Source organism: Kosakonia sp. YIM B13571 (assembly GCF_042788095.1).
Taxonomy (GTDB): domain Bacteria; phylum Pseudomonadota; class Gammaproteobacteria; order Enterobacterales; family Enterobacteriaceae; genus Kosakonia; species Kosakonia quasisacchari.
The window spans coordinates 977,046-1,000,803 of record NZ_JBHZPL010000001.1 but is presented as its reverse complement, the minus strand read 5'-3'; the positions used below and the strand labels follow the sequence as shown (position 1 = coordinate 1,000,803).

Below are 23,758 nucleotides of genomic sequence, written 5' to 3'. Positions count from 1 at the left end.
AAGTATTAACAAAAATTTCGTCGAACCAATTCAGTATTGGTTCGCGAATTGCTTAGGAAGTAGCGAGGCATACAGTCAGTGTAAGTGTTAACTGACTGTAATTTAATAAAAAGATAACGCGAAACGCGGATGAACCAATATGGAAAAACCGTCACGCTATCTGGCAAATTCCAGTACAGCGCTTGAACAACTTCGTGGGCTGATTCACCAACATGAGTCAACACCAGGGACTCCTCTGCCTACGGAACGTGAGCTGGCGGAAACGCTGGGTATTGGGCGACGGGAAGTGCGTCGTGCGCTGGACGTGCTGGAAGAAGAGGGGCGAATCTGGCGTAAACAAGGCAAAGGCACGTTTATTGGCCCTGCGGCACCGGTCGCGTCTCACGCACTACAGGGACTGGTGCAACAAACCAATATGCTGGAAGTGATGGAAGCCCGTTTGCAGATTGAACCCGGTCTTGCACGGCTGGCGGCGCTTCGTGCCAGCCCGGAAAACCTGGCGCTAATGCAACGCATGCTGGAACGCATCGACAACGTTAACCCGGATGATCCGGATCTGAATGAGCTGTGGGACAGCGCTTTTCACCGGGCTATCGCTGAGGCGGCAGGAAACCGTCTGATGCTCGGCCTTTTTGACACCCTTGACGCGGTGCGGCGCGAACCGGCCTGGCACCATCTGCGCGAGCTGGCGCGAACGCCAGCGAAGGTCGATCGCTATAACGATCATCACCATCGCATCATGCGCGCTGTTCGTCAGCGCCAGCCACATGAGGCAGCAACGGCGATGCGTGAACACTTGCTCGACCTGCAACACGCCTTGATTCAGGCCATTCATCTTGAGGACGATACCCCATGACGACGATCCCGTTTAAAGAGGCTGCGCCGGTGCTCCGCTTGCATAACCTGGAGGTGCAGTTTGCTGGCAGCCCGGTGAGCGTGCTGGACAGAATTTCGCTCACCGTCAAAGGTGGAGAAACGCTGGCGCTGGTGGGGGAGTCCGGCTGCGGTAAAAGCATTACCTCGCTGGCGCTGATGGGGCTCCTGCCCGCCAGCGCACAGATCCTTGGCGGAGAAATGCAGTTTCGCGACCATAACTTGCGTCAACTCTCTCCGCGCGAATATGCCGACCTGCGCGGCAACGAACTGGCGATGATTTTCCAGGAGCCGATGACCTCGCTCAACCCGGCATTTACGCTCGGCGACCAGCTCAGTGAAGCGGTGATACGCCACCAAAATGTATCGGCGAAAGCGGCGCACGAGGCGGCGCTTCGCATCCTGGAAAAAGTGCAGATCCCGGCGGCGGAGATGCGCCTGAAAGCGTATCCACACCAGCTTTCCGGCGGTATGCGCCAGCGGGTGATGATCGCGATGGCGCTGATTAACAAGCCACGCTTATTGATTGCCGACGAACCCACTACCGCGCTGGATGTGACGATTCAGGCGCAGATCCTCGCGCTGCTCAATACCCTGAAAGCCGAAACCGGCACCGCCGTATTGATGATCACCCACGATCTCGGTGTGGTGGCGGAAGTGGCGCAGCAGGTGGCGGTGATGTACGCCGGACAAGTGGTGGAGCAGGGCAGTGTGGAGGCGATTTTTGCCGATCCGCAGCACCCGTACACCATTGGCCTGATGGGATCGATCCCTTCGTTGGGCGCGCGCAAAGGGCAACTGTCGACCATTCCCGGCGCGGTGCCGCTGCCGGAAGCGATGCCGCAAGGCTGCCGTTTCGCCACCCGCTGCCCGTTTGCGCAGCCGCGCTGCCTGGAGCAAAAACCCCCACTGACACCGCAAGGGAAAGGCCATCTGGTGGCCTGCTTCCGTGTGCCACTTGAACAGCACATCGCGCTGGGAGAAACCGCATGAGTACGCCGATTCTCGAAGCTCATGATCTGAGCAAACGTTTTGCCGGGCCAACCCGCCTGTTTGCACCAAAACGTTATCTTACTGCCGTTGATCGTATTTCGCTGGCGGTGTACCCCGGCGAAACGCTGGCGATTGTCGGTGAGTCTGGCTCTGGAAAATCGACCCTTGGCCGCCTGTTGCTCCGCTTGCTGGCAGCGTCCGAAGGTCGCGTTTACTACCAGGGCGAGGAGATCACTCACACCAGCGGTGCGCGTTTAAACCAGCTCCGGCGCGAGCTGCAAATTATCTTTCAGGATCCGTTTGCTTCGCTGAACCCGCGTATGACCGTGGAGCAAATTGTCGGCGAGCCGCTGTGGTTGCACCAGAAAATGGGCAAAGCGGAGCGCCAGGCTCGGGTCGCGGAGCTGCTCGGCACTGTCGGCCTGCCTGCCGCCTGGGCCAGACGCTACCCGCACGAGTTTTCCGGCGGCCAGCGCCAGCGTATTGGCATTGCCCGCGCGCTGGCTTCCGGGCCGAAATTGCTGCTTGGCGATGAACCAGTTTCCGCGCTGGATGTGTCGGTGCAAGCGCAGGTGGTAAACCTGCTGGAGAAGCTGAAGCAACAGCTTGGCTTAACGATGATCATTGTTGCGCACGGGCTAGCGGTGATCCGCCATATGAGCGATCGCGTGGCGGTGATGTACCTTGGGCAAATAGTGGAAATGGCAACGGTGGATGAGATCTTCGATGCGCCGCTGCACCCGTATACCCAGGCGCTGATCGCGTCCGCACCGCAGCCGCAACCCGGCATTGTGCGCGAAACGCCGCTGTTACAGGGCGATTTACCCAATCCCTCCAGCCCGCCGCAGGGCTGTCGTTTTCACACTCGCTGTCCGTTTGCGACAGACGAGTGCCGTCAACACGAGCCCATTACTCAGGTGCTCGAAGGCGGTCGCCAGGTTTCTTGTCATCGCTGGCAAGAGATTAACCGCGACCGCAGCGTGATTCAGATTGCTCCCCCCTCAGCCGCGTTTTTGCGCCGTCGCGCGCTGTTTGAATACGCGGCCTCTCACTCCTCCCCTTAAAGGAAACAATAATGATGATGCGAAATTCGCTTTTGACCGTTCTGGGAAGTGTCATGTTGCTGGGCGCGGCATTGCCTGCTCAGGCTGAAAGTGTGCTGCGCGTGGGTCTTGGCGCGGATCCGGATATGCTCGATCCGCACCTGGCGCGTACTTACTATGGCCGTTTTGTTTTCGCTTCGCTGTGCGACCGGCTGGTGGACGTGGATGAAAACCTGAAAGTGGTGCCGGGGCTGGCGAAGGCCTGGTCGTGGAGCGACGATGCCAAAACCCTGACCATGGATCTGCGTGAGGGCGTGACTTTTCATGATGGCGAGAAGTTTGACGCCGCAGCGGCGAAATTCAGTCTTGATCGTGCGCTGACGCTACCTGGTTCGCTGCGAAAAAGTGAAATCTCTTCGATCGAGTCCGTGGAGGTCAGCGGGCCGATGCAAATCAAGCTGCATTTGAAAACGCCGGACTCGGCGTTGCTGATGCAATTAACCGATCGCGCCGGTGCGATGCTGGCGCCGAATGCGGCGAGGAAAGCGGATTTCGCCGCCCATCCGGTGTGTTCCGGCCCGTATAAATTTGACAGCCGCGTCTCGCAAGATCGCATTGTGTTGTCGCGTTTTGACAACTACTGGAACAAAGGCGCGTACCACTTCGACAAAGTTATCTACCTGCCGATCCCGGATGCCTCCGTGCGACTGGCGAACCTGCGTGCGGGCGATCTCGATCTGACCGAAGGGATTGCCGCCAGCGATGTGAAAACCGTAGAGGCCGATAACAAACTGCAACTGGCGAAAGTGACAGGGCTGGGGTATCAGGGCATCACGTTTAATATCAATAACGGCAAAGTCCCGGCCAACGATCCGTTCAAAGATGCGCGTGTGCGCGAGGCGTTCTCGCTGGCGATTGACCGCGAGGCGCTCAACCAGGTGGTATTCGAAGGGTTATACGCCCCGGCGAACCAGGCGTTTTCGCCTGTCAGCCCGTATCACGTCAAACTGCCGGTGCCACCGCGCGATGTGGAAAAAGCCAAAGCCTTGTTGCAAGCGGCAGGAGTGAAGACGCCGCTCACTGTCTCACTGCTGGTGCCGAACAACCCGACGTCGCAGCAGGTTGGCCAGGTGCTGCAGGCGATGACTGCCGAAGCGGGTTTCAACGTCAATCTGCAAATGACCGAATTTGCCACCCTGCTGGACAGGCAGCAAACCGGCGATTTTCAGCTTAGCTATTCCGGCTGGTCTGGTCGCCCGGATCCCGATGGCAGCATCTTCGGCTTCATCAATAGCAAAGGCACGCTCAACGATGGCCGTTACAGCAACCCGCAAGTGGATGAGTGGCTGACGCAGGCGCGTTTGCACAACGATCCGGCAACCCGGCAGGCATTGTATGAAAAGGTCGTGAAACAGTTGCAAACGGATATGCCGATTGCCTACCTCTACTTTGAGCCGCGCCTGTTTGGGCTGAACAAGAAAGTGCAGGGCTTCAAACCCTACCCGGACGGCATTGTGCGCCTGGCGGGTCTGTCGCTCGCCAACTAAACGGTAACGCCTGGAGAAACCATGCTGGAATTGATTTGCAAACGCCTGCTGCTCGCCGTTCCGACCCTGCTGCTGGTCAGCATGATGGTGTTCGGGCTGCAAAAGCTGCTGCCCGGCGATCCGCTAACGGCAATGCTGGGCGAGGAGCGCGATCCGGCGGTCATCGCCCAGTTGCGTGCGGAGCTGAACCTGGATGCGCCGATTCCGGTGCAGTACTTTCACTGGCTGACTCGCGCGTTGCAGGGCGATCTTGGCGTCTCGTTGCGCACACAGGAGCCGGTAACGCACCTGATTGCCACCAAGCTGCCGGTGACGCTGGAGATGTCGCTACTGGCGATGGTCATTGCGCTGTTGTTCGGCATCAGCATGGGCATTCTGGCTGCGGTGAACAAGAATAGCTGGATCGATCACGGCGCCAACTTTGTGGCTATCTCCGGCATTTCGGTGCCGCACTTTTGGCTGGGGATCCTGCTGATCCTCATTTTTTCCGTCAACCTGCAATGGCTACCTGCCTCGGGTTTTGTGCCGTTTAGTGAAGATCCGTTGCAGAACCTGCGCACATTGTTGTTGCCTGCGCTGGTGCTGGGAACGGGGCTGGCGGCAACGTTAATGCGCCATACCCGCGCGTCGATGATTGCGGTACTGAAAGCGGATTATATTCGCACTGCGCGCGCCAAGGGGTTGCTGCCAAAAGCGGTGATCATGAAACATGCGTTTCGTAATGCGCTGGTGCCGGTGATTACCCTCACCACGCTGCTGTTTGGCGAGCTGCTGGGTGGCGCGGTGCTGACCGAGCAGGTGTTCACCATTCCTGGTTTCGGCAAGATGATTGTCGACTCGGTATTCAACCGGGACTACGCGGTGGTGCAGGGTGTGGTGCTGGTGGTGGCGATTGGGTTTCTCGCGCTGAATCTGCTGGCGGATGTGCTGTATGTGTTAATCAACCCGAAAATGCGGAGCGAATAATGGCCGAACTGTCCACCACCGGCGTGGCGGCATCGCTGCCACGTACAGAAAACCGGGTGCTGAAAAAATTCCTCGCTAACCGTAGCGCGGTCATTGGTGCGGTGATTGTCGGCGTGTTTGTGCTGATTGCACTGCTCGCACCGTGGGTCGCGCCGTTTGATCCGGTCAAGGCGAACTTTCTGGCAGTACGCAAACCCCCTTCCGAGCTTTACTGGTTCGGCACCGACGAGCTGGGGCGCGATATTCTCTCGCGCATGATTTGGGGCGCGCGCACTTCGCTGTTGGCGGGGTGTGTGTCGGTAGTGATCGCGGTCGCGATCGGTGTACCGCTCGGCTTGCTGGCGGGCTACTTTCAGGGCATCTGGGACGGCGTGATTTCCCGCGTTATCGAAGCGCTGCTCGCCTGTCCGTTCCTGATTATGGCGATTGCACTGGGGGCGTTTCTTGGCCCCAGCCTGACCAATGCGATGATCGCCATTGGCTTGTCGGCGATGCCTATCTTTGCCCGTCTGACGCGCGGCCAGGTGATCGCAATTCGTAACGAAGAGTACATCGACGGCGCGCGGGCGATTGGTCTGCCGGATCGCTGGATCATCGTGCGCTACGTGCTGCCGAATGTGATGTCGCCGATCCTCGTGCAGGCTACGCTGGCGATCGCTTCGGCGATCATTACCGAAGCGAGCCTCTCGTTTCTCGGCCTCGGCCAGCAGCCTCCGTACCCGTCGTGGGGCGCGATGCTGAACACGGCGAAGGGCTTTCTGGAACAGTCGCCCTGGATGTCTATTTTCCCCGGTGTGGCCATCTTTCTGACCGTGCAGGGATTTAATTTACTCGGCGACGGGCTGCGCGATGCGCTCGATCCGCGCCACGACTAAGGAGTTTTGATGACCAAGCCGATTGATTTCAAAGTTAATTATGCATCGTATCGCGCGCCGATGATCGGCCGCAACGCAGTCGCAACCTCACAGCCGCTGGCGGCGCAGGCCGGGATGCGTATGCTCGCACTCGGTGGTAATGCGGTGGATGCGGCGATTGCCACCGCGATGGCATTAACGGTTGTTGAACCGACCGGCTGCGGGATCGGCAGCGATGCATTCGCCATTGTCTGGGACGGCAAAGAGCTCCACGGATTGAATGCCTCCGGGCGTTCGCCAGCGAGCTGGCATGCGGATATGTTCGCGGGGAAAACGGCAGTGCCAGAACTGGGCTGGGATGCGGTTACTGTGCCGGGCGCGGTATCCGGTTGGGTGGCGCTGGCGGAACGTTTTGCCACACTGCCGCTGACCACGCTGGCGCAGCCGGCCATTGAGTATGCGCGCAATGGTTTTCCCGTTTCGCCGTTGATTGGCCATTTGTGGCAGCGCGGCTACCACAAACTGAAAGATCAGCCGGGTTTTAGCGCCTGCTTTGCACCGGAAGGGCGCGCACCGAAGATCGGCGAAATTTTCCGTAACCCGGCGCAGGCGCGCACGCTGGAGCTTATTGCGCAGACTAATGGTGAAGCATTTTATCGCGGTGAGCTGGCACAGAAGATTGCCGCATTCGCCAACGCACACGGCGCGCACCTGAGCGAAGCGGACCTGGCGAATCATAAAGCCGATTGGGTTACGTTGCTGTCGCGTGAGTTTGCCGGTGGCTCCGTACAAGAGTTACCGCCGAACGGGCAGGGGATCGCCACGCTGATTGCGCTCGGCATCCTTGAACAGTGCGATATTGCTCATCACCACCCGGACTCAGTGCAGTCTCAGCATCTTGCCATTGAAGCCATGAAGCTGGCGCTGGCGGATCTTGACCGCTATGTTGCCGACGACGCGCACCTGGAGTTTGCCGCAGAACTGCTGCTCAGTGACGACTATCTGAAATCGCGTGCGGCGCTGATCGACCCGGATAACGCGTCTGATTTTGTCTATGGCGCACCGACGCAAAGCGGTACGGTTTACCTCTCGACTGCCGATGCCAGCGGCATGATGGTGTCGTTTATTCAGTCCAACTTTATGGGGTTCGGCTCCGGTGTTGTGGTGCCGGAAACCGGCATCAGCCTGCAAAACCGGGGCTGCGGTTTTGTGCTTGATCCAAAACACCCGAATGTGCTGGCGGGCAGCAAACGCCCGTTCCATACCATTATTCCTGGTTTTGCGATGGGCGCAGATGGCAAACCGCTCATGTCGTTTGGCGTGATGGGCGGGCCAATGCAGGCGCAGGGTCATTTGCAAATGGCGCTACGCATTATGCTGCACGGGCAAAACCCGCAGGCGGCGATCGACGCGCCGCGCTGGCGAGTTGTGCAGGGCAGAGAGGTGTCCGTTGAAGCGAGTTTTGACCGTAACGTCATTGCCGCATTACGCGAGCGCGGGCATGTAATAACGGTGGAAGATCCGCTGGCGGGCTATAACTTTGGCGGTGCGCAGGTCATTTACCGGATGCCGGAAGGCCACTACGTCGCAGCAACAGAGAGCCGCAAAGACGGGCAGGCGTTGGTGAGCTGATAAGCACCCTCTCCCGGCAGGGAGAGGGTATCGCGTTACCCCAGCGTAAAGGGATCGGCGTCCTGCCAGGCCGGAAATTTCTCGCGGTACTCCTGTAACGCGCTTAATGACAGCTCGGCGTCAATGCGCGCCGCCTGGTGTGGCTCGGCGGTAGCGATAATTTCGCCCTGCGGGCTGATAACCCGACTGTCGCCACGATAGTGGTGGCCGTTACCATCGGTGCCGACGCGGTTGCAGCCCGCCACCCAGGCGAGGTTTTCAATCGCGCGGGCAACCAGCAGAGATTGCCAGTGCAGCGAGCGCGGCGCTGGCCAGTTGGCAACGTAGAGCAGCAGATCGTAATCATTGCGGTTGCGCGACCACACCGGAAAGCGCAGGTCGTAACAGACCAGCGGCAGAATGCGCCAGGCGCGCCACTCAAACACCACGCGCTCGTTACCCGCTTCGTAGTGGTGGTGCTCATCGGCCATACGGAACAGATGGCGTTTATCGTAGAAGTGCACCTTACCTTGCGGTTCGACCAGCAAAAAACGGTTCACCGGTCCGCGCTCGGTTTGCAGCGCGGCGCTACCGGCGACCAGTGCATTGGTCTGGCGGGCCTTGTTCTGCATCCAGGCGATAACCTCGTCTTGCGGCATGGATTGTTTCGCCGCCTCCATGGCAAAACCGGTGGTGAACATTTCCGGTAGCACAATCACATCACGCCCGGTGACGTCTTCTAACTGAATATCGAAATGGCGCAGGTTGGCAGGGCCATCCATCCAGACTAACGGTTGTTGTAACAGCGTAATTTTTAAACCAGGCACAATAGCAACTCCCCGTAAGACAGCATTTGCACACTGTAGCATGAGGATAAATAAAAAAACCCGCATGATGCGGGTTTCGATAAGAAGAGAGGATTTTCAGCAGCTTACTTCGTCAGGCAGCTTCCGGTTTGCGCACTTTCTCCGGCGTTTTTACCACCGGCTGAGTTGCCAGTGCCTCCGGTTCAAAGTCGTCAACGTTGATACTGCGCAGGCGGCTGACTTCGGCTTTGTTCAACAATGCGGCCTCTTCCTGATTAATCAGCCCGCTTGCCAGCGCCTGCTGCGCCAGCACGTCCAGACGGGTAAACGGCAGGTTTTTGCCCAACTCTTTGCAGATGCGCTGATGAATCGGATCCGCCGCCATCACATCAACCAGCGCCTCTTCCAGCAGACCGACCGGGTTATGCTCGCTTGGCGTCAGATACTGACCGCGGCCAATACGTGAACGTGTTGCGCTCGGGGTTTGCAGGATCTTCGCCACTTTGTGATCCAGTTTGTCGGACGGTGCGCGGTAGTGACGACCGGTCGGGAAAATCACCAGGCTCAGGGCGCCAGCCACAAAGCGGTTCGGGAAGTTCTCCAGCAAGTCGTGCATGGCCTGTTCCGCCTGGTAGAGCGCATCCTGCACGCCCCAGTGTACCAGCGGCAGATCTGCTTCCTGACGGCCTTCGTCGTCATAGCGTTTCAGCACTGCCGAGGCGAGGTAGAGTTGGCTTAACACATCGCCGAGACGTGCCGAGATGCGCTCGCGGCGTTTCAGGCTGCCGCCAAGCACCGCCATCGATACATCCGAAAGCAGTGCGAGGTTGGCACTCACACGGTTCAGATGCTGGTAGTAACGCTTAGTGGCATCACGGGTCGGCGTGGCGCTGGTTAAACCGCGCGTCAGGCCGAGCCAGAGGCTGCGCATTTTATTGCTGCCGACGTGGCCGATATGTTTGAACAGCAGCTTATCGAAGGCGTCCACATCGTTATTCTGCGCGGCGGCCATCTCTTCGAGCACATACGGATGGCAGCGGATAGCGCCCTGGCCGAAGATCATCATGGTACGGGTGAGAATATTCGCGCCTTCTACGGTAATGGCGATCGGTGCGCCCTGGTAGCTACGTGCCAGGAAGTTGCCCTCGCCGAGCATGATGCCTTTCCCGCCGGCAATATCCATTGCATCAATGATTGACTGCTGACCACGGTGGGTACAGTGATATTTAACGATTGCCGAAAGCACCGCCGGTTTTTCACCGAGCATAATACCGTAGGTCACCAGCGATGCGGCTGCATCCATGGCGTAGGCATTACCACCAATGCGCGCCAGCGGCTCTTCGATGCCTTCCATTTTACCAATCGACACTTTGAACTGGCGGCGGATATGAGCGTACGCGCCAATCCCCATTGCGACGGATTTGACGCCGCCGGTGGAGTTGGACGGCAGCGTGATACCGCGGCCTACCGACAGACATTCCACCAGCATACGCCAGCCCTGACCGGCCATTTTCGGCCCGCCAATAATGTAATCAATCGGCACAAAGATATCGTCGCCACGGGTCGGGCCATTCTGGAATGGCACGTTCAGCGGGAAGTGACGGCGGCCAATTTCCACGCCCGGCGTTGAGGTTGGGATCAGCGCACAGGTAATGCCTAACTCTTCGTCGCCGCCCAGCAGTTTATCCGGGTCAGAGAGTTTGAATGCCAGGCCCAGCACGGTGGCGATCGGTGCCAGCGTAATATAGCGTTTGTTCCAGGTCAGGCGCATACCGAGCACCTGCTCACCTTGCCAGTCGCCCATGCAGACAATGCCGGTATCCGGGATGGCACCTGCATCGGAGCCGGCTTCCGGGCTGGTCAGCGCGAAGCAGGGGATTTCCACACCGCGTGCCAGGCGCGGCAGATAGTGATTTTTTTGTTCCTCGGTGCCGTAGTGTTGCAGCAGTTCACCTGGGCCTAAGGAGTTCGGCACGCCGACGGTGATCGCCAGGATACCCGAGACACCAGAGAGTTTTTGCAGCACGCGGGATTGGGCATAAGCCGAGAATTCCAGCCCGCCGTACTCTTTTTTGATGATCATTGCAAAGAAGCGGTGCTCTTTTAAGAACGCCCACAGTTCCGGCGGCAGATCGGCCATTTCATGGGTGATCTGAAAGTCATTCGCCATGCGACAGGCTTCTTCCACCGGGCCGTCGATAAACGCCTGTTCTTCGGCGGTCAGACGCGGCTGCGGGTAGTTATGCAGTTTTTTCCAGTCCGGGTTACCGCGAAACAGATCGCCTTCCCACCAGGTTGTCCCGGCGTCGATGGCCTCTTTTTCCGTACGTGACATCGGCGGCATCACTTTACGGAAACCACGGAATGCCGGCGCGGAAATTAACGCTTTACGCATCGGCGGCAAGTTAAACGGCACCAGAATAATCGCGAGCGGCAGCAGCACCCAGATTGACCACAGGCCAGCAACGCCCAGCGCGGCGGTCCACGCCAGCAAAATCACGCTGCTGAGCAGCAGATTAACGCGGTGGTAAAACAGCGCGCCGAGTAGAACAACCGTTGCGATAATGCTCAAAATCATCATAAAGAAAAGCTCCCTTGCTTGTAGGAGGTCTGACCACTTGTGATGTATTGGTTGTAGTGGATGTGATTTCTTTTAGCAATGTGTTTACAAAATAATTACAACCTGGTTCACATTGTTGAGGGCTTTTCGCGCACGGAAAATGAAAACGACAGGGGGCGCTTCGGCTTTAACTTCTCGCCTGGAATAGTATCCGGTACACTGCGCAGTGTTATTTACATTTATGCTGAAGGATATCCTCATGTACCAGGATCTTATTCGTAACGAACTGAACGAAGCGGCGGAAACGCTGGCGAACTTCTTGAAAGATGATGCCAATATTCACGCTATTCAGCGCGCGGCGGTATTGCTGGCCGACAGTTTTAAAGCCGGCGGCAAAGTGTTGTCCTGTGGTAACGGTGGCTCACATTGTGATGCGATGCATTTCGCTGAAGAGTTAACCGGGCGCTACCGTGAAAACCGTCCGGGTTATCCGGCGATTGCCATCTCTGACGTGAGTCATCTCTCCTGCGTCAGCAACGACTTCGGTTACGACTATGTTTTCTCCCGTTATGTGGAAGCTGTTGGCCGCGAAGGCGATGTGCTGTTGGGGATCTCCACATCCGGTAACTCCGGCAACGTGATCAAAGCAGTTGCGGCGGCGCGTGAGAAGGGGATGAAAGTCATCACCCTGACCGGTAAAGACGGTGGCAAAATGGCGGGCAGCGCAGATGTTGAAATTCGTGTGCCGCATTTTGGCTATGCAGACCGTATTCAGGAAATTCACATTAAGGTGATTCATATCCTGATTCAGTTGATTGAAAAAGAGATGGTTAAGGCTTAAGAAAGGCTATTTTTTGCCATTTTGGCCTCGGGCAGTGCGCGAACCCTGTCTACGCACCGTTAATCGAAGCACTGCCCGTGCGCAAACTGGCTGCACCAATTACGCCTTCTCTGATAAGGGCGCTATGTGGGGGTGTGTATGTGCGAACTGCTCGGTATGAGCGCAAATGTGCCAACCGATATCTGCTTTAGTTTTACCGGTCTCGTCCAGCGCGGCGGCGGAACCGGGCCGCATAAAGATGGCTGGGGCATTACTTTTTACGAAGGTAAGGGCTGTCGCACGTTCAAAGATCCGCAACCGAGTTTTAATTCCCCTATTGCGAAATTAGTGCAGGACTATCCGATCAAATCCCGATCGGTGATTGCCCATATTCGCCAGGCTAACCGTGGCGAAGTGGCGCTGGAAAATACGCATCCGTTTACCCGCGAACTGTGGGGGCGCAACTGGACGTATGCGCATAACGGGCAGCTTACGGGTTATAAATCGCTGGAGACCGGTAATTTCCGCCCGATTGGCGAAACCGACAGCGAGAAAGCCTTTTGCTGGCTGTTACATAAGCTGACCGAACGCTACCCGCGTACGCCGGGGAATATGGCGGCGGTGTTTAAGTACATTGCGGAATTAGCGGTGGAGCTACGGCAAAAGGGTGTTTTTAATATGCTGCTGTCGGACGGGCGTTATGTGATGGCGTTTTGTTCGACTAATCTGTTCTGGATAACCCGCCGTGCGCCGTTTGGCGTGGCGAAGCTGCTGGATCAGGATGTGGAAATTGATTTTCAGCGGGAAACCACACCAAACGATGTGGTTACCGTGATTGCCACCCAGCCGTTAACCGGCAATGAAACCTGGCAAAAGATTATGCCAGGCGAGTGGGCATTATTTTGCCTGGGGGAGCGTGTAGTTTGACGCCAGCTGCGGCTGAACAGCGGTGTTCAGCGGCTTGCTAACCACATAGCGGCCATCCACTACCGAAACAACCGGCGGCTGGTGGGTGGTGGCGAAGTAGTCATAACCCGGCTTCAATTGCTTCCAGAAATCCGCATAGGTTGAATATTTATGGCGCTGCATATTGGCGTCGGTCATACGGAACGGATAGATACTCACCTGCACGTTCGGCTGCCCAAAAACCAGCGCGGCGGTAACAAACTGGAAGATCTCATCAATACCTGAATCTGTCATCGCGTAGCAGCCAATCGACACGCAAGCACCGTGAATCATCAGGTATTTGCCTTCATAGCCGTGGGCGCGATCGTAGTTATTCGGAAACCCAATATTAATAGCTTTATAGAAGCGGCTATCCGGCTTCAACTGACTGCGCTGCACGGAGTAGAAACCCTCCGGGCTTTTAAAATCACCCTGGCGCTGCTTGGGGCCTAACCCGCCGGAGTAATTACAAATTTTGTAGCTGTCGAGCAACTGATACTGCTCGCCCATCTTGACGTAAAGATCAAGGGTGCGCTCTTCTTTGAAGATCTGGATATAAATCGGCGACCCCATCAACTGCTGCTTATATTCTTTGCTGACCGGCGTTACTGAACCGTTGCTGCTCACCAGGCCAGCAAAAGAGACGCACGGAAGCAGAAGCATCGCAATAAATAATGCGATTTTGCGCATACTACTTGTTTCCTTGATAAAGCTAATACCACATTGCCAGGACGGCAAAAGAAGCCCAAAATTCAGACGATTCTGTTTTGGAGCGCCCACATTAGCATTACGGCATTTTTTCGCAAGCCCCAATCTACGTCGTCTTTCACGCGGCCTCTTTGTCGGCTTCGTTTTTGGCTCGCACGAATGATTTTGAGGATTACGTATCAAATGCTTGGCCGAATGCTGGCGAGTATTATGCGAGTAAAAAGCCTGAATTACCCCTTATATTCCCCTCTTTTCGCCGCATTTACGTGCTGGCTTCTCAATTGCTGCAAATGTGCTGTATACTTATCCAGTGTTCTGTGAGGGCGTACGCATGCGCAAAATCATACATGTTGATATGGACTGCTTTTTCGCGGCGGTAGAGATGCGCGATAATCCAGCCCTGCGCGATATTCCCATCGCTATCGGCGGTAGCCGGGTGCAACGCGGCGTGATCAGCACGGCGAACTATCCGGCGCGCAAATTTGGCGTGCGCAGCGCGATGCCCACCGCGATGGCGCTTAAACTCTGCCCGCACCTCATATTGTTGCCCGGCCGTTTTGACGCTTATAAAGAAGCGTCCAACCAGATCCGCGATATCTTCTCCCGCTACACCTCGCTTATTGAACCGCTCTCGCTGGATGAAGCCTACCTTGATGTTACCGATAGCCCGCACTGTCACGGTTCGGCGACGCTGATGGCGCAGGAAATTCGTCAGACCATTTTTAAAGAAACCCAACTGACTGCTTCAGCGGGCGTTGCACCAGTGAAGTTTCTCGCCAAAATTGCCTCGGATCTCAACAAACCCAACGGGCAATATGTGATTACACCGGCTGATGTACCGGCATTTTTGCGCACGCTGCCGCTCGGCAAAATCCCCGGTGTGGGGAAGGTGTCAGCGGCAAAACTGGAAAAGCTGGGGCTGCGCACCTGCGAAGATGTACAAAAGAGCGACCTTGCCATGCTGCTTAAACGCTTTGGTAAATTCGGCCGTATTTTATGGGAGCGCAGCCAGGGCATTGACGAGCGGGAAATTAACAGCGAACGACTGCGTAAATCCGTCGGTGTGGAGCGGACGCTGGCGGAAGATATTCACAGCTGGGAAGAGTGCGAAGCGATTATTGAACATTTGTACCCTGAGCTTGAGCGGCGGTTAGCAAAAGTAAAACCGGATCTGCTCATTGCTCGCCAGGGAGTAAAACTGAAGTTTAATGATTTCCAGCTCACGACTCAGGAGCATGTCTGGCCGCGTTTAAATAAAGAGGATTTACTGGCGACGGCGCAAAAAACCTGGAATGATCGCCGCAGCGGGCGCGGTGTCCGGCTGGTCGGGCTGCATGTCACGCTACTTGATCCTCAGCTGGAACGGCAACTGGTATTAGGGTTATAAAAATAACGCTACGGATTGATTACCCACTTCATTATTATCCCCGACGTTTTTTCTACGTTACTGCAAAAGCATTTCGCCGTGTCCTGATGTCGCTTTACAGCACTCATTCTTTTTCATATAGCCCCGGGGTTCGTCTGCCGATTCCTTTTATTTGCTCATATATAAAGGGGGAGCCGGGTAATTCTCTTTGTTCTCTCTCGCATGCGGTTTCTTATCTCGCTTCGGAAAGCCTTTCTAATAAACGGCTAGCAACCTTGCTGATAGCTCATCGTCTGGAACAAATAAAGGATGATGAACGCGCGACGCTGAAATCGGAACGCCGATAGTTTCACCACCAGATTGAACGGGGAAACCTGTTTAAAGGGCTGGTGTTTAACGCGGTGTAAGGCTGGGTGATGTCCGCGCCGCCCGGCGCGGACAAAGGGCTTATTTCGCCGGAATCGCTTTCAGCAACTCGGTCAGCAGGGTCCAGTAATGGCCCACGCTTTCGATATGCACTTGCTCATCCGGTGAGTGCGGGCCGGTAATGGTTGGCCCAATCGATACCATATCCATGGTCGGGTACGGTTTTTTGAACAGACCGCACTCCAGACCGGCGTGGATCACCTGAATGTTCGGGGTTTTGTTGAACAGACGCTGGTAGGTTTCACGCACCAGCGCCATTACTGGTGAATGCGCGTCCGGCTGCCAGCCAGGGTAGCCGCCTTTCGGCGCGGTTTTCGCTCCCGCCAGCGCACCCAGTGATTCCAGCATGCTCACCACGTAATCTTTTCCGCTATCCACCAGCGAGCGGATCAGGCAGATGATCTCGGCGTTGTCGTCTTGCAGCGTCACCACACCCACGTTCAGTGAGGTTTCCACCACACCTTTTGCTACGTCGGAGTTGCGGATCACGCCGTTCGGCGTCGCGTTCAACAGGCGCACAAACGTATCGCGTGAAGCGGTGGTCAGCGCGGCTTTATCGCTGGTTGCACTGTCCAGCAGTACCACCAGATTCTTCTCTTTGGCTTCCAGCTCGTTTTTCAGGATTGCCTGATATTCGCTGGCCAGCGTTTTCAGCTGTGCGGCTTTCTCTGCCGGAACGGCGATAACGGCAATTGCTTCGCGCGGAATCGCGTTACGCAGCGTACCGCCAGTGAAATCCAGCAGACGCAGATCGAGCTCCGCCGCGTGGCCGGCCAGGAAGCGCGCCAGCAGTTTGTTGGCGTTACCTAAACCGACATGAATTTCGGCACCAGAGTGGCCGCCTTTCAGCCCCTTAAGTGTCAGCTTGAAGGTCTCATACCCGGTCGGTACGGCTTCGCGGGAGAGGGGCAGGGTGGTGATAAAATCGATACCGCCTGCGCAACCCATGTAGATTTCCCCCTCTTCTTCAGAGTCGGTGTTAATCAGAATATCCGCCTGCAGCCAGTTCGCTTGCAGGCCAAACGCGCCATCCATGCCCGCTTCTTCGGTCATGGTTAGCAGCACTTCCAGCGGACCGTGTTCAACGCTCTCATCTGCCAGCACCGCCAGCGCGGAAGCCATGCCAATGCCATTATCCGCGCCGAGCGTGGTGCCGCGCGCTTTAACCCATTCACCATCTACATACGGGCGAATCGGATCGGTGATGAAATCGTGTACTGTGTCGTTATTTTTCTGCGGCACCATATCAAGGTGGGCTTGCAGAACCACCGGCTTGCGGTTTTCCATGCCCGCAGTGGCCGGTTTACGGATCAGAATGTTGCCAACCTGGTCGCGCTCCGCATGCAACCCCTTTTCTTTCGCCCAGCCCATAATGTGCTCGGCAAGTTGTTCTTCATGGTAGGACGGGTGCGGAATAGAACAAATTTTGGCAAAAATATCCCACAGCGGCTGTGGCGATAGGTGAGACAGTTCAGACACGATGAGTCTCCTTACGAAGAGCCTGCGCAACGTACCTTGCAGGTCACAGGGTTAAATAAACGAACATCGCAAGCGTTCAGCTTGCGAGATGGCGTTGAGAATACCACTTTATTGCCGCGCTGCGAGCACCAGTGCGCGGAAAAAGCGCCGGTAATGCCGGGTAATACTGGTTTTTAGCGCTTCAGATCTCTATAATCTCGCGCAACCTATTTCCCCCTCGAATAATTTTTAAGCCGTTAAAACACAGGCTGGGACACTTCACATGAGCGAAAAATACGTCGTCACCTGGGACATGTTGCAGATTCACGCACGCAAACTGGCCGCCCGATTGATGCCTTCAGAACAATGGAAAGGCATTATTGCCGTAAGCCGTGGTGGTCTGGTGCCAGGCGCACTGCTGGCGCGCGAGCTGGGCATTCGTCATGTTGATACCGTATGTATCTCCAGCTACGACCACGACAACCAGCGTGAGCTGACCGTACTGAAACGCGCAGAAGGTGACGGTGAAGGTTTTATTGTGATCGACGATCTGGTGGACACCGGTGGTACCGCTGTTGCCATTCGTGAAATGTATCCCAAAGCGCATTTCGTCACTATTTTCGCCAAACCGGCAGGCCGTCCGCTGGTTGACGATTATGTGATTGATATCCCACAGGATACCTGGATTGAGCAACCGTGGGATATGGGTGTGGCATTTGTCCCGCCAATCAGCGGCCGTTAATCCTGCTTCGAAACATTTGCTCACGCCCGGTTTTGCCGGGCGTTGTTCTTTTTAGCGCGCAACAGGTTACAATAACCGCCGGTGATAGATACACGGAGCCTGCGCGCAATGTCACAGCCCAATCTTAGCGAAACGTTATTTAAACCCCGCTTCAAGCACCCCGAAACCTCGACGCTGGTGCGTCGGTTTAATCGTGGCGCGCAATCGCCGATACAGTCGACTCTCGATGGCAGAAATCCGCCGCACTGGTATCGCATGCTCAATCGGTTGATGTGGGTTTGGCGCGGCGTGGATCCGCGAGAGATCCTCGAAGTACAGGCGCGCATTGTGATGTGTCAGGCTGAACGCACCGACCCGGAACTGTATGACACGGTGGTGGGTTACCGTAACGGTAACTGGATCTATGAATGGTCCGTGCAGGCCATGTTGTGGCAGCAAAAAGCGATGCAGGAACAAGCGCCGGAGGTAAGCGGTCACCATTGGCTGCATGCGTCCAGTTTGTTCAGTATTGCCGCCTATCCCCATATCAAAGGCGATACGCTGGCTGAGCAGGCGCAAGCGCTGGCGAACCGCGCGTATGAAGAGGCGGTGCAGCGTCTGCCGGGGGAGATCAAAGAGCTGGAGTTCGCCATTCCTGGCGGCACGCCAGTCACCGGATTTCTGCATATGCCACCGGGCGATGGCCCGTTCCCGACGGTATTAATGTGCGGCGGGCTGGATGGACTGCAAAGCGACTATTACACCCTGTTTGAACGCTATTTCGCGCCGCAAGGCATAGCGATGCTGACGCTGGATATGCCGTCGGTTGGCTTCTCTTCAAAATGGAAACTGACGCAGGACTCCAGCCTGCTGCATCAGCATGCGCTGCAAGCGCTGCCGAACATTCCGTGGATCGATCACACGCGGGTGGCGGCATTTGGTTTTCGCTTTGGCGCTAATGTGGCGGTGCGTCTGGCGTACCTTGAATCTCCACGCCTGAAAGCGGTGGCTTGCCTTGGGCCGGTGGTGCATGCACTGCTCAGTGATCCGCAGCGCCAGGGACGTGTGCCGGAGATGTATCTGGATGTACTCGCCAGCCGCCTGGGGATGCACGACGCTTCCGACGAAGCGCTGCGCGTGGAACTGAATCGCTACTCGCTGAAAACCCAAGGTTTACTCGGCAGACGTTGTCCCACGCCGATGCTTTCCGGTTTCTGGCAAAATGATCCCTTCAGTCCGGAGGAGGAGTCGCGTTTAATCACCTCGTCATCTGGCAACGGCAAACTGTTGGAAATCCCGTTTAATCCGGTTTATCGGAATTTTGATAAGGCGTTGCAACAAATAACCGGATGGATCAACCATCATTTCCGTTAATAGATTGATAAATTCTATCGGTTTGGTAAAACAGTTGCTTCACAAAAGGAGATCGCAATGACGTTACCGAGTGGACATCCGAGAAGCAGGTTGATTAAAAAGTTTACTGCGCTAGGGCCTTATATCCGCGAAGAGCAATGCGAAGAGAACCGTTTTTTCTTTGATTGCCTGGCAGTTTGCGTGAATGTTAAACCCGCGCCGGAAAAACGAGAGTTCTGGGGCTGGTGGATGGAAATGGAAGCGCAGGAGACGCGTTTTACCTACCGTTATCAGTTCGGCCTTTTTGATAAAGAAGGGCAATGGAAACCCACGGCGATAAAAGATCAGGAAGTTACCGATCGTTTAGAGCACACGCTGCGCGATTTTCACGAACGTGCGAAAACCCTGCTGGCTTCACTCGAGCTGAAGCTGGAACCTGCCGAGAACTTCAAAGAACAATTGAAGCTCACCGCGTAAAACCCCGCATAAAAAATGCCCGATAGCTTATGCTTATCGGGCCTGGCCGCAGTTTCCCAGCCTTCTACCTGAATCAGGTAAATGAATGCCCTCACGCGAGGGCATTCAATATAACGAGGGGTATTACAGTTACGGCAACTTAGAACTGGTAAGTCACGCCAACGGCAACAACATCGTCATTAGCGAGGCCCAGTTTGTTGTCGTCTTTAAGCTGGTTGATTTTGTAGTCAACCATCGCAGAGAAGTTCTTGTTGAAGTAGTAAGTTGCGCCAACGTCGACGTAGTTAACCAGGTCTTCGTCGCCAACACCTTTTTCCAGGTCTTTGCCTTTGGTCAGGACATAGCCCAGAGACGGACGCAGACCGAAGTCGAACTGGTACTGAATAACCGCTTCAAAGTTCTCTGTTTTGTTAGCAAAACCTGAACCCAGCCCGGTGCTCGCTGCGGCAGATACAGGCGTCATGTTATAAGCGACGCCGTACATGGTGGCGATGTACAGATTGTTAGCGTCGTATTTCGCGCCGGTTGCCCAGGCTTCGGCTTTCTCGCCGCGACCAAAGGCAGCGGTGTTCTGCGCGTTGGTACGGTCAGAGTTCGCATAAGCGCCAATCAGGCTGAACGCGCTACCGCCGAAGTTATAGGAAAGTGAAGTACCCCAGCCGTCGCCGTTTTGTTTGTTGACAGCGCGGTTGCTTTCGTTTTTACCCTGGTACTGCAGGCTCATATTCAGGCCGTCGATCATGCCAAAGAAGTCGGTGTTACGATAAGTTGCAACGCCAGAGGTACGTTTGGTCATGAAGTTATCGGTACGGGCCAGGCCGTCGCCACCGAATTCCGGGAACATATCCGTAATGGAAGCCACGTCGTACAGCACGCCCAGGTTACGACCATAGTCGATAGAACCAAAATCTTTGACTTTCAGACCAGCAAACGCCAGACGGGTTTTCTGGCTGGTCGCTGAATTGTTGTTGTTGGTTTCGTCGTTGTTACCAGCAAATTCAGCTTCCCAACGGCCAAAACCGGTCAGCTGATCGTTAATCTGTGTTTCGCCTTTGAAGCCGAAACGCACGTAAGTTTTGTCACCGTCGTTGGTGGTATCGTCACTGAAGTAGTGCATGGCTTTCACTTTGCCGTACACGTCCAGTTTGTTGCCGTTCTTGTTATAAACTTCCGCTGCGTGAACAGAAGAAGCAGAAGCAACAACGCTCATCACCATTAATGCCAGAGTGCTCTTTTTCATTTTGATTCCTGATTTTGACTAACGCGCTAATATTCGCTGGGCATACGCCCCGTGAAAAACAGAAAGGGTTTTAACGCTGCGAAATTAAACATTTATGACAAAGTAAGAATATTTTTAAAAAGTTATGTTTTTTTGTGTGTGCCATAAAAGTGTCAAATACTGCCGATACGCTTGCTGATCCCGCGCAACAAAAAAGTGAGCTGATAGCACTGGCAGTTGGCAATCGCTCTGACTCCTGTTACAACGTCTGACGACGATTTACTTTCCTTATATTTCCTTAAAAAACGGCAGAGAATCATGAGTGACAGCCAGACGCTGGTGGTAAAACTCGGTACCAGTGTTTTAACGGGCGGTTCCCGTCGCCTGAACCGCGCCCATATTGTTGAACTGGTGCGTCAGTGCGCGCAGCAACACGCCGCCGGGCACCGAATTGTAATTGTGACGTCAGGCGCGATTGCCGCCGGGCGCGAGCATCTGGGCTACCCGGAATTGCCCGCGACCATCGCCTCGAAACAACTGCTGGCGGCGGTAGGGCAGAGCCGTTTGATTCAACTGTGGGAACAACTGTTTTCCATTTACGGGATCCATATTGGGCAGATGCTGCTGACGCGCGCCGATATGGAAGATCGTGAGCGTTTCCTCAATGCGCGCGACACGCTGCGTGCGCTGCTCGACAACAATATCGTGCCGGTGATTAACGAAAATGATGCCGTTGCCACCACGGAAATCAAAGTCGGCGACAACGACAACCTCTCCGCACTCGCCGCTATTCTTGCCGGTGCCGACAAATTGCTGCTGCTGACCGATCAGCAAGGTCTGTTTACTGCCGACCCGCGTAGCAACCCGGATGCGGAACTGATTAAAGATGTTTACGGCATCGACGATGCGCTGCGCGCAATAGCCGGAGACAGCGTTTCCGGCCTCGGTACGGGCGGCATGGGTACCAAACTGCAAGCCGCTGATGTTGCTTGCCGCGCCGGGATCGACACCATTATCGCTGCGGGCAGCAAGCCTGGTGTGATTGGCGATGTTATGGAAGGTCTTTCCGTCGGCACGCGCTTTCACGCGCAGGAGTCGCCGCTGGAGAGCCGTAAACGCTGGATCTTTGGTGCGCCGCCTGCCGGTGAAATCACCGTTGATGAAGGTGCGACAGCGGCCATTCTGGAACGCGGCAGCTCCTTGCTGCCCAAAGGCATTAAAAGCGTGACAGGCAACTTCTCTCGTGGTGAAGTGATCCGCATTCGTAATCTGCAAGGCCGCGATATCGCTCACGGTGTAAGCCGTTATAACAGCGATGCGTTGCGTCGCATTGCCGGGCAACACTCGCAGCAGATTGACGCCATTCTGGGCTACGAATACGGCCCTGTCGCGGTGCACCGCGACGACATGATTACCCGTTAAGGAGCAGAAGTATGCTGGAACAAATGGGCATCGCTGCCAAAGCAGCATCATACAAGCTGGCATTGCTCTCCAGCCGCGAGAAAAACCGCGTGCTGGAAAAAATCGCTGATTATCTCGAAGCGCAGGCGGAAGAGATCCTGCTCGCGAACGAACAGGATCTGCTGGAAGCGCGCCGCAACGGGCTGAGCGATGCGATGCTTGACCGTCTGGCGCTCAACCCGGTGCGCTTAACCGCGATCGCCAACGATGTGCGCCAGGTCTGCAAACTGGCGGACCCGGTCGGACAGGTGATTGATGGTGGTCTGTTGGACAGTGGGCTGCGCATTGAGCGCCGTCGCGTGCCGCTGGGCGTGATTGGTGTGATTTATGAAGCGCGCCCTAATGTCACTGTGGATGTCGCCTCTTTGTGCCTGAAAACCGGTAACGCCGCGATCCTGCGCGGTGGTAAAGAGACCTGGCGTACCAATGCCGCCACTGTAAAAGTTATCCAGCAGGCGCTGGAAGAGTGCGGCTTACCGGCCGGTGCGGTACAGGCTATCGAAAGCCCGGACCGCGCGCTGGTGAATGAAATGCTGCGCATGGATAAATACATCGACATGTTGATTCCGCGCGGTGGTGCTGGTTTACATAAGCTGTGCCGCGAGCAGTCGACCATCCCGGTGATCACCGGTGGTATCGGCGTATGTCATATAGTGGTCGATGAATCTGCGGAAATCGATCCGGCGTTAAAAATCATCGTTAACGCGAAAACCCAACGTCCCAGTACCTGCAACACGGTGGAAACTCTGCTGGTACATCAGGCTATTGCGCAGCAGTTCCTGCCTGCGTTGAGCAAGCAGATGGCGGAAAGTGGCGTGACACTGCATGCGGATGAGCAGGCAATGGCACTGCTGAAAAACGGCCCGGCGAAAGTGGAAGCGGTGAAGGCGGAGCAGTACGACGATGAGTTTTTATCGCTGGATCTGAACGTGAAAATCGTGGCGGGTCTGGATGAGGCCATCGATCATATTCGCCAGCACGGTACTCAGCACTCTGATGCCATCCTCACGCGTACACTGCGCAATGCAGACCGCTTTATCAATGAAGTGGACTCCTCTGCGGTATATGTGAATGCCTCTACACGTTTTACCGACGGCGGACAGTTTGGCCTGGGTGCAGAGGTGGCGGTTAGCACGCAGAAGTTGCATGCGCGCGGCCCGATGGGGCTGGAAGCATTGACGACCTATAAGTGGATTGGTTTCGGCGACGACACGATTCGTGCTTAATTGAAAAAGGGTGATGCAAAAGTAGCCGTTTGATTCCCAAGGGCATTGACGCATCACCCGCTTAGTTTTAACCTTCTACACCGTGATTCACGCTCGTGAACACATCGCAGGGCCGATATAGCTCAGTTGGTAGAGCAGCGCATTCGTAATGCGAAGGTCGTAGGTTCGACTCCTATTATCGGCACCACCCCCTAGTTTTCTCAAGTCAATCCACCTCAATAAAACCCTTTTAAAACATAGTATTTGCGTTGTTTTCAGTCGTTTGAAGTCAACCCCTGTCTATTGAAATCAACATGCTGTTGGGGGCGCAATCGGGGGCATCTAC

The 23,758-nt window shown here is 55.7% G+C and carries 20 protein-coding genes and 1 tRNA gene; 16 read left to right on the top strand and 5 right to left on the bottom strand.

From position 1 onward, the window contains the following. Positions 1-139: 139 nt before the first annotated feature. Genes ACFX4O_RS04850 through ACFX4O_RS04820 form a run of 7 tightly spaced genes read left to right on the top strand, consistent with a single transcriptional unit; the run spans position 140 to position 7,908 of the window. Positions 140-856, top strand: coding sequence for a FadR/GntR family transcriptional regulator (locus tag ACFX4O_RS04850; RefSeq protein WP_380207579.1), 717 nt, complete (start codon positions 140-142; stop codon positions 854-856). Further along, positions 853-1,866: an ABC transporter ATP-binding protein gene (locus tag ACFX4O_RS04845; protein WP_380207578.1), complete on the top strand. Its 1,014-nt coding sequence runs from the start codon at positions 853-855 to the stop codon at positions 1,864-1,866. Before ACFX4O_RS04850 ends, ACFX4O_RS04845 begins: the two co-directional genes overlap by 4 nt. Next, positions 1,863-2,930 carry an ABC transporter ATP-binding protein gene (locus tag ACFX4O_RS04840; protein WP_380207577.1) on the top strand — a complete coding sequence of 356 codons (1,068 nt, stop codon included), beginning with the start codon at positions 1,863-1,865 and terminating at the stop codon, positions 2,928-2,930. The genes ACFX4O_RS04845 and ACFX4O_RS04840 overlap by 4 nt, the downstream gene beginning before the upstream one ends. A gap of 11 nt (positions 2,931-2,941) precedes the next feature. Then, positions 2,942-4,456, top strand: coding sequence for an ABC transporter substrate-binding protein (locus ACFX4O_RS04835; protein ID WP_380207576.1), 1,515 nt, complete (start codon positions 2,942-2,944; stop codon positions 4,454-4,456). A gap of 21 nt (positions 4,457-4,477) precedes the next feature. Then, complete coding sequence (locus ACFX4O_RS04830; protein ID WP_086873169.1) at positions 4,478-5,422, top strand: ABC transporter permease; 945 nt, start codon at positions 4,478-4,480, stop codon at positions 5,420-5,422. Next, positions 5,422-6,297: an ABC transporter permease gene (locus ACFX4O_RS04825; RefSeq protein WP_380207575.1), complete on the top strand. Its 876-nt coding sequence runs from the start codon at positions 5,422-5,424 to the stop codon at positions 6,295-6,297. Before ACFX4O_RS04830 ends, ACFX4O_RS04825 begins: the two co-directional genes overlap by 1 nt. Before the next feature lie 9 nt (positions 6,298-6,306). Next, positions 6,307-7,908 (top strand): gamma-glutamyltransferase family protein, encoded by a 1,602-nt coding sequence (locus ACFX4O_RS04820; protein WP_380207574.1) that lies wholly within the window; start codon positions 6,307-6,309, stop codon positions 7,906-7,908. Between the two features lie 35 nt (positions 7,909-7,943). On the opposite strand, the gene ACFX4O_RS04815 is transcribed toward ACFX4O_RS04820, so the two are convergent. Beyond that, positions 7,944-8,714 (bottom strand): amidohydrolase, encoded by a 771-nt coding sequence (locus tag ACFX4O_RS04815; protein WP_380207573.1) that lies wholly within the window; start codon positions 8,712-8,714, stop codon positions 7,944-7,946. A 112-nt stretch (positions 8,715-8,826) separates the two neighbouring features. Then, positions 8,827-11,274, bottom strand: a complete 2,448-nt coding sequence (gene fadE, locus ACFX4O_RS04810; protein WP_131409892.1) for an acyl-CoA dehydrogenase FadE — start codon at positions 11,272-11,274, stop codon at positions 8,827-8,829. Positions 11,275-11,512: 238 nt separating this feature from the next. Here fadE and lpcA point away from each other — a divergent pair, with 238 nt between their 5' ends. Together lpcA and ACFX4O_RS04800 are read left to right on the top strand one after the other, a co-directional pair. Further along, positions 11,513-12,094 carry a D-sedoheptulose 7-phosphate isomerase gene (lpcA, locus tag ACFX4O_RS04805; RefSeq protein WP_017458774.1) on the top strand — a complete coding sequence of 194 codons (582 nt, stop codon included), beginning with the start codon at positions 11,513-11,515 and terminating at the stop codon, positions 12,092-12,094. 138 nt (positions 12,095-12,232) lie between these two features. Further along, a complete protein-coding gene (locus ACFX4O_RS04800; protein WP_380207572.1) occupies positions 12,233-13,000 on the top strand; it encodes a class II glutamine amidotransferase in 768 nt (255 codons plus the stop codon). Here ACFX4O_RS04800 and dpaA read toward each other — a convergent pair. Continuing rightward, positions 12,971-13,708 carry a peptidoglycan meso-diaminopimelic acid protein amidase gene (dpaA, locus tag ACFX4O_RS04795; protein ID WP_131409896.1) on the bottom strand — a complete coding sequence of 246 codons (738 nt, stop codon included), beginning with the start codon at positions 13,706-13,708 and terminating at the stop codon, positions 12,971-12,973. The genes ACFX4O_RS04800 and dpaA overlap by 30 nt on opposite strands. A gap of 349 nt (positions 13,709-14,057) precedes the next feature. Here dpaA and dinB point away from each other — a divergent pair, with 349 nt between their 5' ends. Next, complete coding sequence (gene dinB, locus ACFX4O_RS04790; RefSeq protein WP_131409898.1) at positions 14,058-15,113, top strand: DNA polymerase IV; 1,056 nt, start codon at positions 14,058-14,060, stop codon at positions 15,111-15,113. 426 nt (positions 15,114-15,539) lie between these two features. Here dinB and pepD read toward each other — a convergent pair whose 3' ends face one another. Continuing rightward, positions 15,540-16,997: a cytosol nonspecific dipeptidase gene (gene pepD / locus ACFX4O_RS04785; RefSeq protein ID WP_380207571.1), complete on the bottom strand. Its 1,458-nt coding sequence runs from the start codon at positions 16,995-16,997 to the stop codon at positions 15,540-15,542. 262 nt (positions 16,998-17,259) lie between these two features. Here pepD and gpt point away from each other — a divergent pair, with 262 nt between their 5' ends. The 3 genes from gpt (at position 17,260) to crl (ending at position 19,527) form a co-directional block, all read left to right on the top strand. After that, a complete protein-coding gene (gene gpt / locus ACFX4O_RS04780) occupies positions 17,260-17,718 on the top strand; it encodes a xanthine phosphoribosyltransferase (protein ID WP_072567436.1) in 459 nt (152 codons plus the stop codon). 108 nt (positions 17,719-17,826) lie between these two features. Continuing rightward, complete coding sequence (gene frsA / locus ACFX4O_RS04775; RefSeq protein ID WP_131409902.1) at positions 17,827-19,071, top strand: esterase FrsA; 1,245 nt, start codon at positions 17,827-17,829, stop codon at positions 19,069-19,071. A 57-nt stretch (positions 19,072-19,128) separates the two neighbouring features. Next, complete coding sequence (gene crl, locus ACFX4O_RS04770; protein WP_017458780.1) at positions 19,129-19,527, top strand: sigma factor-binding protein Crl; 399 nt, start codon at positions 19,129-19,131, stop codon at positions 19,525-19,527. Between the two features lie 139 nt (positions 19,528-19,666). Here the strand turns inward: crl and phoE are convergent, their stop codons facing one another. Then, a complete protein-coding gene (phoE, locus tag ACFX4O_RS04765; RefSeq protein WP_131409904.1) occupies positions 19,667-20,767 on the bottom strand; it encodes a phosphoporin PhoE in 1,101 nt (366 codons plus the stop codon). 297 nt (positions 20,768-21,064) lie between these two features. On the opposite strand from phoE, the gene proB reads away from it, so the two are divergent. The 3 genes from proB to ACFX4O_RS04750 all read left to right on the top strand — a co-directional run bounded on the left by proB (position 21,065) and on the right by ACFX4O_RS04750 (position 23,620). Next, positions 21,065-22,168, top strand: coding sequence for a glutamate 5-kinase (gene proB, locus ACFX4O_RS04760; RefSeq protein WP_131409906.1), 1,104 nt, complete (start codon positions 21,065-21,067; stop codon positions 22,166-22,168). Between the two features lie 11 nt (positions 22,169-22,179). Beyond that, on the top strand, positions 22,180-23,433 hold the full coding sequence (gene proA, locus ACFX4O_RS04755) for a glutamate-5-semialdehyde dehydrogenase (protein WP_380207570.1): 1,254 nt from the start codon (positions 22,180-22,182) through the stop codon (positions 23,431-23,433). A 111-nt stretch (positions 23,434-23,544) separates the two neighbouring features. Further along, a tRNA-Thr gene (locus tag ACFX4O_RS04750) sits at positions 23,545-23,620 on the top strand. Positions 23,621-23,758: the final 138 nt, after the last annotated feature.

Bases quoted from the DNA above. Each gene is read 5' to 3' on its own strand.
- ACFX4O_RS04850 (WP_380207579.1), top strand. From the start codon at position 140: ATGGAAAAACCGTCACGCTATCTGGCAAATTCCAGTACAGCGCTTGAA.
- ACFX4O_RS04845 (WP_380207578.1), top strand. From the start codon at position 853: ATGACGACGATCCCGTTTAAAGAGGCTGCGCCGGTGCTCCGCTTGCAT.
- ACFX4O_RS04840 (WP_380207577.1), top strand. From the start codon at position 1,863: ATGAGTACGCCGATTCTCGAAGCTCATGATCTGAGCAAACGTTTTGCC.
- ACFX4O_RS04835 (WP_380207576.1), top strand. From the start codon at position 2,942: ATGATGATGCGAAATTCGCTTTTGACCGTTCTGGGAAGTGTCATGTTG.
- ACFX4O_RS04830 (WP_086873169.1), top strand. From the start codon at position 4,478: ATGCTGGAATTGATTTGCAAACGCCTGCTGCTCGCCGTTCCGACCCTG.
- ACFX4O_RS04825 (WP_380207575.1), top strand. From the start codon at position 5,422: ATGGCCGAACTGTCCACCACCGGCGTGGCGGCATCGCTGCCACGTACA.
- ACFX4O_RS04820 (WP_380207574.1), top strand. From the start codon at position 6,307: ATGACCAAGCCGATTGATTTCAAAGTTAATTATGCATCGTATCGCGCG.
- fadE (WP_131409892.1), bottom strand. From the start codon at position 11,274: ATGATGATTTTGAGCATTATCGCAACGGTTGTTCTACTCGGCGCGCTG.
- lpcA (WP_017458774.1), top strand. From the start codon at position 11,513: ATGTACCAGGATCTTATTCGTAACGAACTGAACGAAGCGGCGGAAACG.
- ACFX4O_RS04800 (WP_380207572.1), top strand. From the start codon at position 12,233: ATGTGCGAACTGCTCGGTATGAGCGCAAATGTGCCAACCGATATCTGC.
- dpaA (WP_131409896.1), bottom strand. From the start codon at position 13,708: ATGCGCAAAATCGCATTATTTATTGCGATGCTTCTGCTTCCGTGCGTC.
- dinB (WP_131409898.1), top strand. From the start codon at position 14,058: ATGCGCAAAATCATACATGTTGATATGGACTGCTTTTTCGCGGCGGTA.
- gpt (WP_072567436.1), top strand. From the start codon at position 17,260: ATGAGCGAAAAATACGTCGTCACCTGGGACATGTTGCAGATTCACGCA.
- frsA (WP_131409902.1), top strand. From the start codon at position 17,827: ATGTCACAGCCCAATCTTAGCGAAACGTTATTTAAACCCCGCTTCAAG.
- crl (WP_017458780.1), top strand. From the start codon at position 19,129: ATGACGTTACCGAGTGGACATCCGAGAAGCAGGTTGATTAAAAAGTTT.
- phoE (WP_131409904.1), bottom strand. From the start codon at position 20,767: ATGAAAAAGAGCACTCTGGCATTAATGGTGATGAGCGTTGTTGCTTCT.
- proB (WP_131409906.1), top strand. From the start codon at position 21,065: ATGAGTGACAGCCAGACGCTGGTGGTAAAACTCGGTACCAGTGTTTTA.
- proA (WP_380207570.1), top strand. From the start codon at position 22,180: ATGCTGGAACAAATGGGCATCGCTGCCAAAGCAGCATCATACAAGCTG.